Source organism: Azorhizobium sp. AG788 (assembly GCF_004364705.1).
Taxonomy (GTDB): Bacteria; Pseudomonadota; Alphaproteobacteria; order Rhizobiales; family Xanthobacteraceae; genus Azorhizobium; species Azorhizobium caulinodans.
In genome coordinates this window covers 572,987-587,081 of the sequence record NZ_SOBM01000001.1, presented here as the reverse complement: position 1 = coordinate 587,081, position 14,095 = coordinate 572,987, and the positions used below count along the sequence as shown (strand labels likewise).

The window sequence follows — 14,095 nt, the reverse complement described above, 5'->3', positions numbered from 1 at the left end:
CTCGGGCGGATCAGTCGATACGGGTAAGCCCGGCCGCGAAGCGCTTCCAGTTGTTCTGATAATGCTCCGCCGTGCGCGAGAGGCGCGCCACCATCTCGTCGTCCAGTTCCCGGATGGCCTTGGCCGGCGCGCCCACGATCAGCGACCGCTCGGCAAAGGATTTGCCCTCGGTGACCAGCGCATTGCTGCCCACCAGGGAGTTCGGGGCGATCGTGGCGCCATTGAGCAGGGTCGCGCCCATGCCGACGAGGCTGTTCTCGCCCACCACGCAGCCATGCAGCATGGCCATGTGGCCGACGGTGACACCCGCACCCAGCGTCATGGGGAAGCCGGGGTCGGTGTGAAGGACGCAGTTTTCCTGGATGTTGGTGCCCCGCCCGATGGTGATGGGCTCATTGTCGCCACGGATCACCGTGCCGAACCAGATGCTCGCATCCTCCTCGATCTTCACCCGGCCGATGACGATGGCGTTGGGCGCGATCCAATAGCGTCCGGAGGCCGGCAGTTCGGGGGCAACGCCGTCGATGGCATAGAGCGGCATGGGCTTGGGGCTCCTTGGGGTATTTTCGCCCTGCCTACACCGCCCCGCCGCCGGCCGCCAGTTGGGAGGAGGCTCAGGGAATCGGCGCAACGTCCGTTCGGCGGAAATCCTCTCCCACGAACAGCAGCGGGCAGCCCTGCGCCCGGGCGAGTGCGTAGGCGAAGCAGTCCCCGAGATTGAGACCGGCGGGATGGCGCCCCTTGCCCCAAGCCGCATAGGCTTCGGCGACACGGCGCGCCTCGGCGGCACCGAGCGGGGCCACTTCGAAGCCGAGACCATCGAGCAACTGCCGCATCTGCGGACCGATGCCGCGCCGCTCCGCCACGATGAGCGCTTCGGCCATCGTCCCCGCCGAAAGCAGAAGCCGCTCCTCGGCTTCGAGAGCCTCGATGCACCGGTGCGCCTCGTCTTCGCCCAGCAGCACCGCCATGAGCGCGGAGGTGTCCACGACGATCATGTAGGCAGGCCGTCCGCGTCATAAAGCACGTCCTGGCTGCGCGCCGCACCGGGACCGGGTTTGACCTGACCCTGAACCTCAGCGCGCAAGGCCTCCATCAGCGCCCGCCGAGCGGTGCGGTCGGTCACGGGCACCACCGGCACCAGCCGCACCGCCGGATGGCCGTGGCGGGTGAGAATGACCTCATCGCCCGCCTCGGCCCGGCGGACCAATTCTGTCAGTTGCCCCTTCGCCTCGGAAACGGAAATACGCATGGCCCTGTCCGTGCTTGAAAGGGCATTATAGACCATCAAATGGTCCAAATGAAACTCTGACTAACGGAGGCCGTAAATCAAGCTTCCGACGGCCATACGACTCCGAAACAAGCCACGCCAGTTCGGAGATTCTCAAAAAGGCCCGCGCGCATAGATGGCCTGAAGGCCGGCGGTGAGTTGGGCGACATGCTGCTCATAGACCTTGCGGATGCAGGGCACGCGGCTGCCGCAGGTGGCGCGATAGGCGAGGAAGGCGCGCTGCTGGTCCTGGATGATGCCGCGTTCGCCCATGGCCACGAGATGGGTCAGCACGTCGTAGAGCGTTGCCGCACGCACATCGAGATCGGACAGGTCGCGGTTGACGCACACCGCCTTCTCGTCCGGCGAGCGGGCCTTGGTGCAGTCGAAGCTGGCTGCGGCGGCGGGCGCCGATGAGAAGGCGAGAACGAGACCCAGGAGGGCCAGGGCAGTGGACGCGCGGCGCAGTGTCATTCGCTCACCCTCGCGGCCTCGTAGCGGGCAAAGCCCTCGGCGCGCAGCTCGCACGCCGGGCAGGTCCCGCAGCCATGCCCCCACAGATGGCGCGGGCCGCGTTCGCCAAGATAGCAGGTATGGGTGTCCTCCACGATGAGGTCCACCAGCGCCCGCCCGCCGAGCCGCTCGGCGAGCCGCCAGGTCTCGGCCTTGTCGATCCACATGAGCGGCGTCTCCAGCACGAAGCGCCGGTCCATGCCGAGGTTCAGCGCCACCTGAAGCGCCTTGATGGTGTCGTCCCGGCAGTCCGGATAGCCGGAGAAGTCGGTCTCGCACATGCCGCCGACGATGTGCTTCAGCCCGCGCCGATAGGCGAGCGCGGCGGCGAAGGTGAGGAAGATGATGTTGCGGCCGGGCACGAAGGTGTTCGGCAGGCCGCCCTCGGTCATCTCGATGGCGACGTCGCGGGTGAGCGCCGTGTCGGAGACCGCGCCCAGCGCATCGAGCGCGAGGGTATGGTCCTCGCCCAGCTTCGCGGCCCAGGCCGGATTGAGCGCTGCCATGGCGGCGCGCACCTTCACCCGGCAGTCGAGTTCGATGCGGTGGCGCTGGCCATAGTCGAAGCCGAGCGTCTCCACCCGCTCGAAGCGGTCCAGCGCCCAGGCGAGCGTGGTGGTGGAATCCTGCCCGCCCGAGAACAGGACGAGCGCACCGGAACCCGGGCCCGCGTCAGCACTCATTCGCCGGGCGCTTTGGCGTCGATGGCGAGCGCGTGGAGACCGCCGGCGATTTCGCCCGCCAGCAGCCCGTTCACCAGACGGTGGCGGTCGATGCGGCTCTTGCCCCGGAAGGCCTCGGAGACCACCCGCACCCGCAGGTGGGTGATGCCGCCGTCGGGTCGGGCGCGGTTGTGCGCGTGGCCCGCGTGGCGGTGGCTCTCGTCCTCCACCTCCAGGGAGACAGGCGAAAGGCCGGCGGCGAGCGCCGTGCGGATCTGGTCGAGATGAGCGTCGGACATGGCCTATCGGTACTGCCGCCGCGCGCCCGGCGTCAATGCGGCCGGCCAGCCCCGCGCGCTGCGCATGGGCGGCGCGGAGGATCAGGCGGGCAGCCACGAGAGCGCCAGCCCAGCAAGCGCGCAGACCCCGAGCGTCGCCATCATGCCGGCCCGGAAGCGCAGCATGGCGACCAGCGCGCCGGCCGCAAGCACGGCCGCCCGCCAGTCGACGGACGCGAGCACCGGCACGTCGGGCGAGAGGCCGAGCACGCGCCATTCGCGCACCTCGCGGAACGCAACGTGCAAGGCGAACCAGACCGCGAGATTGAGGATGACGCCCACCACCGCCGCCGTGATGGCCGACATGGCAGCGGCGAGGCGCCGGCTGCCGCGCAGCGCCTCCATGTAGGGCGCGCCGAGGAAGATCCAGAGGAAACAGGGCGCGAACGTCACCCAGACGGTGAGCGCGCCGCCGAGCAGGCCCGCGAGCCACGCTGGCAAGGCGCCCGGATCGCGATAGGCGGCGAGAATGCCCACGAACTGGAGGACGAGGATGAGCGGCCCCGGCGTCGTCTCCGCAAGGCCGAGCCCGTCCACCATTTCATGCGGCGAGAGCCAGCCGAAGGTCTCCACCGCCGCCTGCGCCACATAGGCCAAGGCCGCGTAGGCACCGCCGAACGTGACCACCGCCATGACGCTGAAGAAGGAGCCGATGGTCGCCCAGACGCTGTGGGGACCGGTGAGAAGCGCCAGCAGCGCCACCGGCCCGAGCCAGGCCGGCAGCCAGACCGCAAGCACCTTCAGCGCGCGGCCGGCAGAAGGACGCGTGTGGGCCATGGCGCCTTGCGCGAAGAGATCGTCCACGATCCCCTCTCCCGCCGCCGGCGCGGCCGGCGCGCCAAAACCCTTGCCGGCAAAGGCGAAGCCGAACAGCCCGGCGGCCAACACCACCAGCGGGAAAGGCACCTGCGCGGCATAGATGGCAACAAAGGCAAGCGCGGCGATGGCGAGGTGCAGGCGGGTCGAAAGCGCGCGCCGCCCGATGCGCAGCAGCGCCTGCACCACCACCGCCAGCACGGCGGCCTTGATGCCGAAGAACAGGGCGCTGATGAGCGGCACGTCGTGGGAGACGGCATAGAGCAGGCCGAGGGCGCTCATCACCACGGCGCCGGGCAGGATGAAGAGCAGTCCCGCCACCAGGCCGCCGAGGGTGCGATGCAGGAGCCAGCCGACGTAGGTGGCGAGTTGCTGCGCCTCCGGACCCGGCAGGAGCATGCAGTAATTGAGGGCGTGCAGGAACCGCGTCTCGCTGATCCAGCCCCGCTCCTCGACGAGCTCGCGGTGCATGGTGGCGATCTGCCCCGCCGGCCCGCCGAAGCTCAGAAGCCCGATCCGCGCCCACACCCGCACCGCCTCGCCGAAGGACGGGAGCGCGACCGGAGCGGCGGGTGCGGGGGCTGTGCTGGTGGTGGTCCCGCCGGCGGAAGACATGCGGCTTCGTCCTCATGCGGGCCCACCCCGCCGGGCACGACCATGCCGTGGCGTGGGGCGGTTTCGCAAGCCTGTCCGCCCTCCCGCGCAGGGCGGCGGCACGCGTCCGCGCCTTGCGCCAGAGCCGGAGCGACGTATATGAGGTGCCGACGCCACAGCCCTCAGGGAAGGCGCCTCCCCTCGCCGGAAGTCCTCTCCCTTGCCTTGCCCGGCGATGGCGGGGCCCGCATACTCAGCCTGCCATGAAAACAGACTCCCCCTTCTTCGACCGGATCCGGGTCAAGCCCGAACAGGACCGGTTGCGGAAGCCCACCTGCCCTCAATGCCAGTGGCCGGGCTGCGATCAGCCGGGCACCCATCGTGCGCCCAAGGGCCGGATGCAGGAAGGGCAGTACTGGCTCTACTGCCTCGACCACGTGAAGGAATACAACCAGTCCTACAACTATTTCGCGGGCATGAGCGACTCGGCCGTCTACGCCTATCAGAAGGACGCGCTCACCGGGCACCGTCCCACCTGGCGCATGGGCACGCGCGGCGCCAATGACGCCCCTGGCGGCGATGGCATGCGCGATCCGTTCGGCTTCACCGCCGAAATGGGCAGCCATGGCGCCGGCTTCGCGCCCAGCGAGCCGGAGGGCCGCGCCATCCGCACCGCGGAGCGGCAGGCGCTGGAGATCATGGGCCTCGAGCTTTCGGCCACCGGGCCGGAGATCAAGGCCCGCTTCAAGGAACTGGTGAAGAAGCACCACCCGGATGCCAATGGCGGCGACAAATCCGCGGAGGAGCGGCTGCGTAATGTCATCCAGGCGCACAGCACGCTGAAGAAGGCCGGTTTCTGTTGAGCCCTGCGTGCAGCGCACATGCGCGCACGAAGGCTGTTTTTGCACGTGCGGAAAACCTTTAAGGTGCCGCGAGCATGAATGCGGAAGAGTGAAGCGCGGCGGGCCGCGCAAACGGAGGCATGATGAGCACCGAGACCGTGGCACCTACCCCCGACATGAAGGTTTCGGTGAGGCAGGTGTTTGGCATCGACATCGACATGGAAGTGCCGGCCTATTCCGAGCCGGATCCGCACGTTCCCGATCTCGATCCCGATTACCTGTTCGATCGTCAGACGACCCTCGCGATCCTTGCGGGCTTTGCCTACAACCGCCGCGTGATGGTCACCGGCTATCACGGCACCGGCAAGTCCACCCACATCGAGCAGGTCGCCGCCCGCCTCAACTGGCCGTGCGTGCGCGTGAATCTCGACAGCCACATCTCGCGTATCGACCTCATCGGCAAGGATGCCATCGTGGTGCGCGACGGCATGCAGGTGACCGAGTTCCGCGACGGCATCCTGCCGTGGGCGCTCCAGAACAACGTCGCCATGGTGTTCGACGAATATGACGCCGGCCGTCCGGACGTGATGTTCGTGATCCAGCGCGTGCTCGAAGTCTCCGGCCGCCTCACCCTGCTCGACCAGAACCGGGTGATCCGCCCCCACCCCGCCTTCCGCCTGTTCTCCACCGCGAACACGGTCGGCCTCGGCGACACCACGGGCCTCTATCACGGCACCCAGCAGATCAATCAGGGCCAGATGGACCGCTGGTCCATCGTGACCACCCTCAACTACCTGCCCCACGACAAGGAAGTGGAGATCGTGCTCGCCAAGTCGAAGCACTATCAGAACCCGCAGGGACGCGAGACGGTGGCCCGCATGGTGCGCCTCGCCGATCTGACCCGTTCGGCCTTCATCAATGGCGACCTCTCCACCGTGATGAGCCCGCGCACCGTGCTCACCTGGGCCGAGAATGCCGAGATCTTCAAGGATATCGGTTTCGCCCTGCGCGTCACCTTCCTGAACAAGTGCGACGAGTTGGAGCGCCCGCTGGTGGCGGAGTTCTATCAGCGCTGCTTCGGGCAGGAGTTGCAGGAGAGCGCGGTCAACCTCGTCCTCTCCTGACGTCCCATGATGTGCGGCCCCTCCCTCGCGGAGGGGCCATTCCGCCCGCGCCGGCGTCCGTGACAGGCTGAGCTATGGCTGCCCCGACCAACAAGACCGTCAAGACCGCCCCCAAGGAAGCGCCTGCGGAGCCGTTCAAGCGCGCCGTGGCCGGCTGCTTCAAGGCCATCGCCGGGGTGGGCGAGTTCGAGGTCTCCTACGCTTCCGAACGTCCCTCGCTCGGCCCGGACCGGGCGCGTCTGCCCGACCTGCCCCGCCGCTTCACGGCGCAGGACGCGGCCGTGCTGCGCGGCCACGCCGATTCCATGGCGCTGCGCCTCGCCTGCCACGATCCCTCCGTGCATCGCCGCATGCTGCCCTCCGGCGACATCGCCCGCGCCGTGTTCGAGGCGGTGGAGCAGGCGCGCGTGGAAGCGCTCGGCTCCCAGCGCATGCTGGGCACCAAGAACAATCTCACCGCCATGCTGAGCGACCGCTACCATCGCGGTCCCTATGCGGAAATCACCGAGCGCGCCGACGCCCCCATCCAGGACGCGGTGGCCCTCATGGTGCGCGAGCGCCTGACCGGACAGGCGCCGCCGGCCGACGCGCGCAAGATCGTCGATCTCTGGCGCGACTATATCGAGGCGCGCGCGGACAAGGACCTCTCCCGCCTCACCGACGTGCTGGGCGACCAGAAGAAGTTCGGCGAGATCACCCGCGATCTCCTCACCTCGCTCGAAATGGGCGAGGACCGCGGCCTCGAAAACGAGGACGACAACGAGAGCGACGAGGAATCCTCCGGAAATCAGGAGCAGGGCGACGAAGACGCCCAGCGTTCCGAGGACGACACGCAGGACGGCGCCACCGAGGTGGAAGCCGAAATGTCCCAGGAGGAGCTGCCCGACAGCGCCTCGGAGAGCGAAGCCGGTCCGCCCGCCGAAATGCCGGACGATGCGGAACTGGGCGATTCCGACGAGGCCGCCGAGCCGTGGCAGCCCCGCCAGCCCCCTGCGCACGACACCAAGGGGCCGGAGTATCACGCCTATACGACGAAGTTCGACGAGGAGACCTCCGCCGAGGAGCTCTGCGACGCCGAAGAGCTGACGCGCCTGCGCGCCTATCTCGACAAGCAACTGAACAATCTCCAGGGCGTCGTGGCCCGCCTCGCCAACCGCCTCCAGCGCCGCCTCCTGGCGCAGCAGAACCGGGCGTGGGAGTTCGATCTGGAGGAAGGCGTGCTGGACCCGGCCCGCCTCTCCCGCGTGGTCACCGATCCCACCGCCGCGCTCTCCTTCAAGCGCGAGCGCGACACCGAGTTCCGCGACACGGTGGTGACGCTGCTCATCGACAATTCCGGCTCCATGCGCGGCCGGCCGATCACGGTCGCTGCCACCTGCGCCGACATTCTCGCCCGCACGCTGGAGCGCTGCGCGGTGAAGGTGGAGGTGCTCGGCTTCACCACCCGCGCCTGGAAGGGCGGCCAGTCCCGCGAGGCGTGGCTGGCGGGCGGAAAGCCGGCCAATCCGGGCCGCCTCAACGACCTGCGCCACATCGTCTACAAGTCCGCCGACGCCCCCTGGCGCCGCGCCCGGCGCAACCTCGGCCTGATGATGCGCGAGGGGCTGCTGAAGGAGAATATCGACGGCGAGGCGCTCGACTGGGCGCACAAGCGCCTGCTCGGCCGGCCCGAGGCGCGCAAGATCCTGATGATGATCTCCGACGGCGCGCCGGTGGACGATTCCACCCTCTCGGTGAATGCCGGCAATTATCTCGAGCGCCATCTGCGCCACATCATCACGCAGATCGAGGACCGCTCGCCGGTGGAGCTGATCGCCATCGGCATCGGCCATGACGTCACGCGCTATTACAAGCGCGCCGTGACCATCGTGGACGCCGAGGAACTGGGCGGCGCCATGACCGAGAAGCTGGCGGAGCTGTTCGACGACAAGCCCGCCCCCGCCCCGCGCGGCCGGCGCCTGCACTGATGCGCCTCCTCAGCCGCCGCACCGCCCTCACGAGCCTCGTGGCGGCGGGCGGCGCGCTCGCCGCGCACAGGGCCTTTGCCAAGCCGCGGGAGTTTCCCCTCGATCCCGTGCGGATCGAGGTGGAGGCCCGGGAAATCACCCATTTCCAGCCCACGGCCGAGGCGATCCGCTTCGGCAAGCTGGAGTTTCGCGGCGGGCTGGTGCTCACCTCGTCCTATCCGGGCTTCGGCGGCATCTCAGGCTTCGCGCTTCAGCGGGACGGCCGGCGCTTTCTTGCCGTGACCGACGCTGGACTGCTCTTGGACGGAGAATTGGCCACGGACGGCGACCGGCCCACCGGCCTTGCCAACGTGCGGGCCTGCGCGCTTAAGGACGACCGGGGCCGTCCGCTGGCGCTTCAGGGGCGGGAGGATGCCGAATCCCTCACCCTTTCTCCGCGCGGCGTGTTCGTCGGCCTCGAAACCATCAATGAGATCTGGCTGTATCCCGCCGATCCCATGGGCCAGATCGGCATGCGCATCGACGTGCCTCCGGGTGTGAAGGCGCTGCGCTTCAATCTCGGTCTGGAGAGCCTCGCATACGCAGCCGAGGGGCCGCTCGGCGGCACGCTCATCGCCATCGGCGAAGAGGGCGCGAGCAAGAGCGCGGACCTTCCCGGCTTCCTCATCGGCGGGCCAACGCCCGGCACCTTCACCATCGCCAAGAGCGGCCCCTTCAACGGCACGGATGCCTGCGTGGGACCAGACGGGGTCCTCTATCTGCTGGAGCGGCATTTCTCCTTCAGCACCGGCGTGCTCATGCAGGTACGCCGCTTTTCCATGTCCGACGTGAAGCCGGGGGCGCGCCTCTCCGGCGAGATCCTGTTCACCGCCGACATGGCCTATGAGATCGACAATATGGAAGGCCTCGCCGTGACGCGGAACGCCGCCGGCGAGATCATCCTCACCATGATTTCGGACGACAATTTCTCGCCGCTCCAGCGCAACGTGCTGCTGCGGTTCGCGGTGGCGGCCTGAGGATCAAGGCGCGTTTTGCACGGCCGGTTGCCTGTGGCAGTTGCTCGCTCAACCCGGCCGCACTTGCCCCCTCCCAACCCTACCCAGCAAGCGGGAGAGGGCTTTTCCCGCCCGGTTTTCCATGCGGTGCATAACAGCCCGCGCAACGGGCCCCCTCTCCCGCCTGCGGGGGAGGGTTGGGGAGGGGGAAGACGCACCCTACGACTTCAATGTAGGCCCTCAGCCCTCTGTGCCGATGCGTCCGGCCTCCCAGCCGAGTATCGCGCGCTTGCGGGTGAGGCCCCAGTGATAGCCGGTGAGATCGCCATTCTTGCCGAGCACGCGGTGGCAGGGTACCACGAAGGAGATGGGGTTCTTGCCCACCGCCGCGCCCACGGCGCGGGCGGCGGAGGGCTTGCCCACGTGTCCGGCTATGGTGGAATAGGTGGTGGCCCGGCCCATGGGAATGCGCAGCAGCGTCTCCCACACCCGGATCTCGAAGTCCGTGCCGATGAAGACGATGCGCAGCGGCTGCTCCTCGCGCCACGCCTCGGGGTTGAATATGCGCGACACCAGCGGCGCGGTGGCGGTGGGGTCCTCCAGATACGTGGCGTAGGGCCAGCGCCGGCGCATGTCGGCCAACGCCGCCTCCTCCTCGCCCGCATCCGCGAAGGCAAGGCCGCAGAGGCCGCGCGGCGTGCACATGGCGAGGGCCGTGCCGAAGGGCGAGGGATGGAGGCCGTAGCGGATGACCAGCCCCGCACCGCCCGTCTTCCACTCGCCCGGCGACATGGCCTCATGCACCACGAAGAGGTCGTGCAGGCGGCCGGGACCGGAGAGGCCCAGTTCCAGCGCCGCATCGAGCACGTTCGGGCATTCGGCCAGCACCTGCCGGGCGCGGTCCAGCGTCACCGCCTGAAGGAACGCCTTGGGGGTGAGGCCGCACCAGCGGCGGAAGAGATCGGTGAGCGCGCGCGGCGTCACGCCCGCGGCGGCGGCGATGGCTTCCACCTCGGGCTGGTCGCGCACGTGATGGGTGACATAAGCGACGGCGCGGCGCACCACGTCATAATCGGCGGCGCAGATGTCGAGGGCGGCGGCCGGACCTGCGACCATGCCGGCCAGCGGGCGGGGCAGTTCAAGCGGCAGGGTGGTCTGGGCGGTCAGGTCGAGCACGGGCGTTCTTCCCCTTCGGACGTTTCGTGCCATCACAGCACCGGCCGCGCCAGCGGGCCACCCGATTTCACCGCCGCGCTCCCCGATCAGAAATGGGTGCGGGTGACGCCGCGCTTCACCTCGCTCAGGGCATGGGTGAGGTCATCGGCCAGTGCGCCCTTCTGGATGGGGCCGAGGAAGCCGCCCACCGGCGTCTCCCGTCCCTGCGAGACAAGGGCCAGGGCGAGCGTGCCGTGGTCCTCGTCATCCTGCCGCTTCACCCGCGTCCAGAAGGGATTCATGCGCGCCTCCCAGCCTTTCCCCCGCGCGGGCACATGGCGCACTTCCACGAGGCTCGGGGTGATGCGGATGAATTCGCGCGCGTCCGCCGCCCGGAAGTTGGCCTTGAAGGCCCAATAGACCAAGAGCACATCGAGCCCGAAGAAGCCGAAGATGGGCCATGCGCCCATGGCGAGGAACATCACACCCGAGCCGAAGCTGAGGCCGCCGATGATGAGCATGACGATGACGAAGCCCCGCTTCGACAACGAGCGATGCGGGGCGAGTGTGGCGGCGAAAACCGTGGGCTCCTCGTCCGGAACGACGGGCGGGTCGTTGGCGTCGGTCATGGCTGCACAGTATACGTGAAAAATGCCGCGAAAGACGACTGGCTCCGCACCGCCTCCCGTGCCCGCCAAGGCCACCGGCCGCAAGGCGGCCCCTGTCGCTCCGTCCGCCCAGAAGGAAGCGCCGGCAAAGGTGGCGAAAGCCGGCGCGGGCAAGGAGACCGGCGCCCGCACGGTGATGCCGGCCAAGGCCAAGGCAGGAGCGCCGGAAGCGACCGCTCCGAAGACCGGGGCGTCACTCGCCTCCCCGGCTCCCGCCACGAAGGGCGCTGCCAAGGCTGTGTCGAGCACCAAGGCCGCATCGACCACGAAGCTCCGCAAGGCGCCGGCCAGCACGCGATCCGGCCTCGCACCGCCCAAGGGGCTCAAGGCGAAGGCCGAGGCGGCGGGGCTCGCGCCCGGTGCCGCAAAGCCCCGCCGCCGGGCGGTCGCCAATGCGGCGGCGGCGGTGCACGGGCGCACCGTCACGCCCTGGAGCGACGAAGACATCTTCGAGGCCTTCTCCCGCTTCGAGCGGCTGAACCCGGAGCCGAAGGGCGAGCTGGAGTATCACGACCCCTTCACTTTGCTGGTGGCGGTGGTGCTCTCCGCGCAGGCGACTGACGTCGGCGTCAACAAGGCGACGCGCGGCCTCTTCGCCGCCGCCCCGACGCCCAGGGCCATGTTCGCGCTGGGCGAGGAAGGGGTCGCGCAGTTCATCCGCACCCTCGGCCTTTATCGCGGCAAGGCGAAGAATGTGGTCGAGCTGTCCCGCCTGCTGCTGGAGAAGCACGACGGCGTGGTGCCGCCCGACCGCGAGGCGCTGGAGGCCCTGCCCGGCGTCGGCCGCAAGACGGCGAATGTGGTGCTGAACATCGCCTTCGGCCTGCCCACCATCGCGGTGGACACCCACCTGTTCCGCGTCGCGAACCGCACCGGGCTCGCGCCGGGGGCGACGCCGCTGGACGTGGAGCTGGCGCTCGAAAAGCGCATCCCCGACCGCTTCAAGCTGCACGCCCACCACTGGTTGATCCTGCACGGGCGCTACATCTGCAAGGCCCTGCGCCCCGACTGTCCCATCTGTCCCATCAACGACCTCTGCCGATGGCCGGACAAGCCGATCTGAGCCTGATCAGGCGGAGACCTTCCGCCCCTCGATCAGCGGCCCCTGCCCCATGCCGGCGCCCGGCACCGGGGCAAGGCGGCGGTGGAGGTGGACCATCAGCGCCGTGCCGTAGACCGGCGTGATGAGGTTGAGGATGGGGATGAACAGCACCGGCACGATGAGCAGGCCGGCGAGGAAGACCTGAACCGCATGCGCCTGCCGCAGCGCCCGCGCCTCTTCCGGCGTGCGATAGCGCATGGCCGCCAGCTCGAAGTATTCGCGGCTGAGCAGATAGGCGTTGGCGACATAGAAGATGATGATGTTGACGCCCGGCACCAGCAGCAGGAAGAGCGCCCCGAGGTTCACCGCCAGCACCACGCCGAAGAAGCGGATGGAGGCGAGGATGGAGCGGCCCAGCGGCTGCGGGCGGCCGAGGGGATCGTTGGGATAGCTCTCCTTCTCCACCGCCTCGGCCACGTCGTCGAGGAAGAGGCCCGCCACCAGCGAGGAGGCCGCCGGCGTCAGATAGAGCGCGCCGAACACGAGGCCGAGGCCGCCGAGGATGGCGACCAGCGTGTCGAGCCAGGGATAGGGCAGCGTCGCCAGATGCTGGAGGGCCGCGTTGAGGCCGATGGCCATCACGATCAGCAGGCCGATGGCGAGCGCGACCGACTTCAGGAGGACGCCGCGCAGGAGCGGCGAGAAGACCTGACCGAAGGCGGTGATGGCGGCAGAGAACATCGGGGCTCCCACAAGATGCACCGGTAACCGGCGCCCTTCAGGTGGGCATGGCGTGCCCGCGGCTCAAGGGGCATGCCCGGCGGCGGGCGGGGGACCGCCGCCGGGGCCTGTCGCTCAGAGGCTCACGGGTGGCAGTGCAGGCCGCCATAGGGGCCGCGGTAGCAGACGCCGCCGCGCGCATACCACCAGTCGATGAAGAGGCTGGCACTGGTGCCGGTGGCCGGCTTGTCATCGCTCAGCGTGCGGTAGGTATAAGTGAGCGTGTCGCCGCTCAGCACCGGATTGGTGAGCTCGACCACGGCAGTGACCGGCTTGCCGTCCACCGTGACGGAGAGGGTGGCGTTCGGCGGATCGCGCTCGAAGCTGTCCTTGCCGGCATTCCAGAACTTGGTGAACTCGGCGGTGGGGGTGTCGCCGGTCATGCGCTCGGGGCGATCGACGAACATGAGCGTCTGGGGGGCGACGCCCTTGAGGGTGATGGTCTTGTCGCTGACCGTCACGGAATCGGCCACCTGCACGAACAGCCAGTTGGCCGGCTTCATCGGTTCGGTGGTTCCCTTCATGTCCTGGGCCTGAGCCCCCGACACGGCGCAGGCCATTCCAAAGAGGATGGCGCAGATTTTGGCTTTCAAAGACATGGGCACCGGTCTCCAGCGTGCTAGGCGTCAACGCCCAAGGCACGGTAGCACCCTACGCACAAGCGCGATCTTTGCAATGAATTCGCAATTGCATTCAGGACCTTAGTATATTTCCGGGCGAACGCGCGCTCCGGCCGGGAACCTCACGGCAGGTTCGCTTTCCGCGCGTGTCAGGGCGTGATGCGAACCGGGAAATCCAGATGCCGGATGCCGGCGCCGGGGAAGCGCGCCTTGTACTGGGCCTTCACCTCGCCGACCTTGGACTGCGCATCGGGCGTGTTGGGATGCACCAGCAGGACCATCTTGGTGCCCGCATGCAGCATGGCCGCGATGCCGCCCGCCGAGCCCGCGCCCTGGCCGTAGGCGTCCAGCACCGTCATTCCGTCGGGAAAGCGCGGGCGCACCACGTCTTCCATGAACTGGCCGAACTGCTGTTCGCTGACGCCCGCGCCATCGGCGGTGGAGAGGCTGAAGAAGAGCTGGGTCTCCAGCATCACACTGTCCGCCCAGGGCGTCGCCGCCCAGCCGGGGCTGGCGGCCGGGGCCGGCGCCTGCCCCTGAGCGGCGGCAGCGGTGAGGCCACAGAGCAGAACCACGGGAACGAGCAGGGGGCGGAACGGCACGGCGGCACTCCTTCGATGTCCCTTAAGTTCTAGTGGCGATACCGCCGCCGTTGAAGAGGCCATCCCGTCTGGCGGGCCTGCGGGCCCGTATCACGCACAGGACATTG

The 14,095-nt window shown here is 68.8% G+C and carries 17 protein-coding genes; 5 read left to right on the top strand and 12 right to left on the bottom strand.

Features of this window, described 5'->3' with window-relative positions; translation table 11 throughout:
• Positions 1 to 10: 10 nt before the first annotated feature.
• The 7 genes from DFO45_RS02730 to chrA form a co-directional block, all read right to left on the bottom strand.
• On the bottom strand, positions 11 to 541 hold the full coding sequence (locus DFO45_RS02730; protein ID WP_012172194.1) for a gamma carbonic anhydrase family protein: 531 nt from the start codon (positions 539 to 541) through the stop codon (positions 11 to 13).
• Positions 542 to 614: 73 nt separating this feature from the next.
• Complete coding sequence (locus DFO45_RS02725; RefSeq protein ID WP_133863649.1) at positions 615 to 998, bottom strand: type II toxin-antitoxin system VapC family toxin; 384 nt, start codon at positions 996 to 998, stop codon at positions 615 to 617.
• Positions 995 to 1,252: a type II toxin-antitoxin system prevent-host-death family antitoxin gene (locus tag DFO45_RS02720; protein WP_133863648.1), complete on the bottom strand. Its 258-nt coding sequence runs from the start codon at positions 1,250 to 1,252 to the stop codon at positions 995 to 997. Before DFO45_RS02720 ends, DFO45_RS02725 begins: the two co-directional genes overlap by 4 nt.
• Positions 1,253 to 1,384: 132 nt before the next feature.
• Positions 1,385 to 1,744, bottom strand: coding sequence for a hypothetical protein (locus DFO45_RS02715; protein WP_133863647.1), 360 nt, complete (start codon positions 1,742 to 1,744; stop codon positions 1,385 to 1,387).
• Positions 1,741 to 2,466 (bottom strand): 7-cyano-7-deazaguanine synthase QueC, encoded by a 726-nt coding sequence (gene queC / locus DFO45_RS02710; protein ID WP_133863646.1) that lies wholly within the window; start codon positions 2,464 to 2,466, stop codon positions 1,741 to 1,743. The genes DFO45_RS02715 and queC overlap by 4 nt, the downstream gene beginning before the upstream one ends.
• On the bottom strand, positions 2,463 to 2,744 hold the full coding sequence (locus DFO45_RS02705; protein WP_133863645.1) for a BolA family protein: 282 nt from the start codon (positions 2,742 to 2,744) through the stop codon (positions 2,463 to 2,465). The genes queC and DFO45_RS02705 overlap by 4 nt, the downstream gene beginning before the upstream one ends.
• An 81-nt stretch (positions 2,745 to 2,825) precedes the next feature.
• Positions 2,826 to 4,214: a chromate transporter gene (chrA, locus tag DFO45_RS02700; protein WP_133863644.1), complete on the bottom strand. Its 1,389-nt coding sequence runs from the start codon at positions 4,212 to 4,214 to the stop codon at positions 2,826 to 2,828.
• A 242-nt stretch (positions 4,215 to 4,456) separates the two neighbouring features.
• Between chrA and DFO45_RS02695 the strand changes: the two genes are divergently transcribed.
• The 4 genes from DFO45_RS02695 (at position 4,457) to DFO45_RS02680 (ending at position 9,142) form a co-directional block, all read left to right on the top strand.
• A complete protein-coding gene (locus DFO45_RS02695; RefSeq protein WP_133863643.1) occupies positions 4,457 to 5,056 on the top strand; it encodes a J domain-containing protein in 600 nt (199 codons plus the stop codon).
• Positions 5,057 to 5,175: 119 nt separating this feature from the next.
• Entirely contained in the window at positions 5,176 to 6,159 is a 984-nt protein-coding gene (cobS, locus tag DFO45_RS02690) for a cobaltochelatase subunit CobS (RefSeq protein WP_012172202.1), read from the top strand.
• A gap of 74 nt (positions 6,160 to 6,233) precedes the next feature.
• A complete protein-coding gene (gene cobT / locus DFO45_RS02685; RefSeq protein WP_012172203.1) occupies positions 6,234 to 8,126 on the top strand; it encodes a cobaltochelatase subunit CobT in 1,893 nt (630 codons plus the stop codon).
• The gene (locus DFO45_RS02680) at positions 8,126 to 9,142 is read left to right on the top strand and encodes an esterase-like activity of phytase family protein (RefSeq protein WP_133863642.1); all 1,017 of its coding nucleotides are present in this window, start codon (positions 8,126 to 8,128) and stop codon (positions 9,140 to 9,142) included. The genes cobT and DFO45_RS02680 overlap by 1 nt, the downstream gene beginning before the upstream one ends.
• 219 nt (positions 9,143 to 9,361) lie before the next feature.
• On the opposite strand, the gene DFO45_RS02675 is transcribed toward DFO45_RS02680, so the two are convergent.
• Both DFO45_RS02675 and DFO45_RS02670 read right to left on the bottom strand, forming a co-directional pair.
• Complete coding sequence (locus DFO45_RS02675) at positions 9,362 to 10,237, bottom strand: methylated-DNA--[protein]-cysteine S-methyltransferase (protein ID WP_043880517.1); 876 nt, start codon at positions 10,235 to 10,237, stop codon at positions 9,362 to 9,364.
• Positions 10,238 to 10,383: 146 nt separating this feature from the next.
• Positions 10,384 to 10,905, bottom strand: a complete 522-nt coding sequence (locus tag DFO45_RS02670) for a DUF2244 domain-containing protein (RefSeq protein WP_012172206.1) — start codon at positions 10,903 to 10,905, stop codon at positions 10,384 to 10,386.
• A 277-nt stretch (positions 10,906 to 11,182) separates the two neighbouring features.
• On the opposite strand from DFO45_RS02670, the gene nth reads away from it, so the two are divergent.
• On the top strand, positions 11,183 to 12,007 hold the full coding sequence (gene nth, locus DFO45_RS02665) for an endonuclease III (protein ID WP_348633838.1): 825 nt from the start codon (positions 11,183 to 11,185) through the stop codon (positions 12,005 to 12,007).
• A 6-nt stretch (positions 12,008 to 12,013) separates the two neighbouring features.
• On the opposite strand, the gene DFO45_RS02660 is transcribed toward nth, so the two are convergent.
• The 3 genes from DFO45_RS02660 to DFO45_RS02650 all read right to left on the bottom strand — a co-directional run bounded on the left by DFO45_RS02660 (position 12,014) and on the right by DFO45_RS02650 (position 13,988).
• Entirely contained in the window at positions 12,014 to 12,727 is a 714-nt protein-coding gene (locus DFO45_RS02660; RefSeq protein ID WP_133863641.1) for a sulfate transporter family protein, read from the bottom strand.
• A gap of 122 nt (positions 12,728 to 12,849) precedes the next feature.
• Positions 12,850 to 13,365 carry a hypothetical protein gene (locus DFO45_RS02655; RefSeq protein WP_166657032.1) on the bottom strand — a complete coding sequence of 172 codons (516 nt, stop codon included), beginning with the start codon at positions 13,363 to 13,365 and terminating at the stop codon, positions 12,850 to 12,852.
• A gap of 170 nt (positions 13,366 to 13,535) precedes the next feature.
• Complete coding sequence (locus tag DFO45_RS02650; RefSeq protein WP_166657031.1) at positions 13,536 to 13,988, bottom strand: DUF3574 domain-containing protein; 453 nt, start codon at positions 13,986 to 13,988, stop codon at positions 13,536 to 13,538.
• Positions 13,989 to 14,095: the final 107 nt, after the last annotated feature.

Bases quoted from the DNA above. Each gene is read 5' to 3' on its own strand.
- DFO45_RS02655 (WP_166657032.1), bottom strand. From the start codon at position 13,365: ATGTCTTTGAAAGCCAAAATCTGCGCCATCCTCTTTGGAATGGCCTGC.
- DFO45_RS02730 (WP_012172194.1), bottom strand. From the start codon at position 541: ATGCCGCTCTATGCCATCGACGGCGTTGCCCCCGAACTGCCGGCCTCC.
- DFO45_RS02695 (WP_133863643.1), top strand. From the start codon at position 4,457: ATGAAAACAGACTCCCCCTTCTTCGACCGGATCCGGGTCAAGCCCGAA.
- queC (WP_133863646.1), bottom strand. From the start codon at position 2,466: ATGAGTGCTGACGCGGGCCCGGGTTCCGGTGCGCTCGTCCTGTTCTCG.
- DFO45_RS02670 (WP_012172206.1), bottom strand. From the start codon at position 10,905: ATGACCGACGCCAACGACCCGCCCGTCGTTCCGGACGAGGAGCCCACG.
- DFO45_RS02715 (WP_133863647.1), bottom strand. From the start codon at position 1,744: ATGACACTGCGCCGCGCGTCCACTGCCCTGGCCCTCCTGGGTCTCGTT.
- DFO45_RS02660 (WP_133863641.1), bottom strand. From the start codon at position 12,727: ATGTTCTCTGCCGCCATCACCGCCTTCGGTCAGGTCTTCTCGCCGCTC.
- DFO45_RS02675 (WP_043880517.1), bottom strand. From the start codon at position 10,237: ATGGTCGCAGGTCCGGCCGCCGCCCTCGACATCTGCGCCGCCGATTAT.
- cobT (WP_012172203.1), top strand. From the start codon at position 6,234: ATGGCTGCCCCGACCAACAAGACCGTCAAGACCGCCCCCAAGGAAGCG.
- DFO45_RS02680 (WP_133863642.1), top strand. From the start codon at position 8,126: ATGCGCCTCCTCAGCCGCCGCACCGCCCTCACGAGCCTCGTGGCGGCG.
- chrA (WP_133863644.1), bottom strand. From the start codon at position 4,214: ATGTCTTCCGCCGGCGGGACCACCACCAGCACAGCCCCCGCACCCGCC.
- cobS (WP_012172202.1), top strand. From the start codon at position 5,176: ATGATGAGCACCGAGACCGTGGCACCTACCCCCGACATGAAGGTTTCG.
- DFO45_RS02720 (WP_133863648.1), bottom strand. From the start codon at position 1,252: ATGCGTATTTCCGTTTCCGAGGCGAAGGGGCAACTGACAGAATTGGTC.
- DFO45_RS02725 (WP_133863649.1), bottom strand. From the start codon at position 998: ATGATCGTCGTGGACACCTCCGCGCTCATGGCGGTGCTGCTGGGCGAA.
- DFO45_RS02705 (WP_133863645.1), bottom strand. From the start codon at position 2,744: ATGTCCGACGCTCATCTCGACCAGATCCGCACGGCGCTCGCCGCCGGC.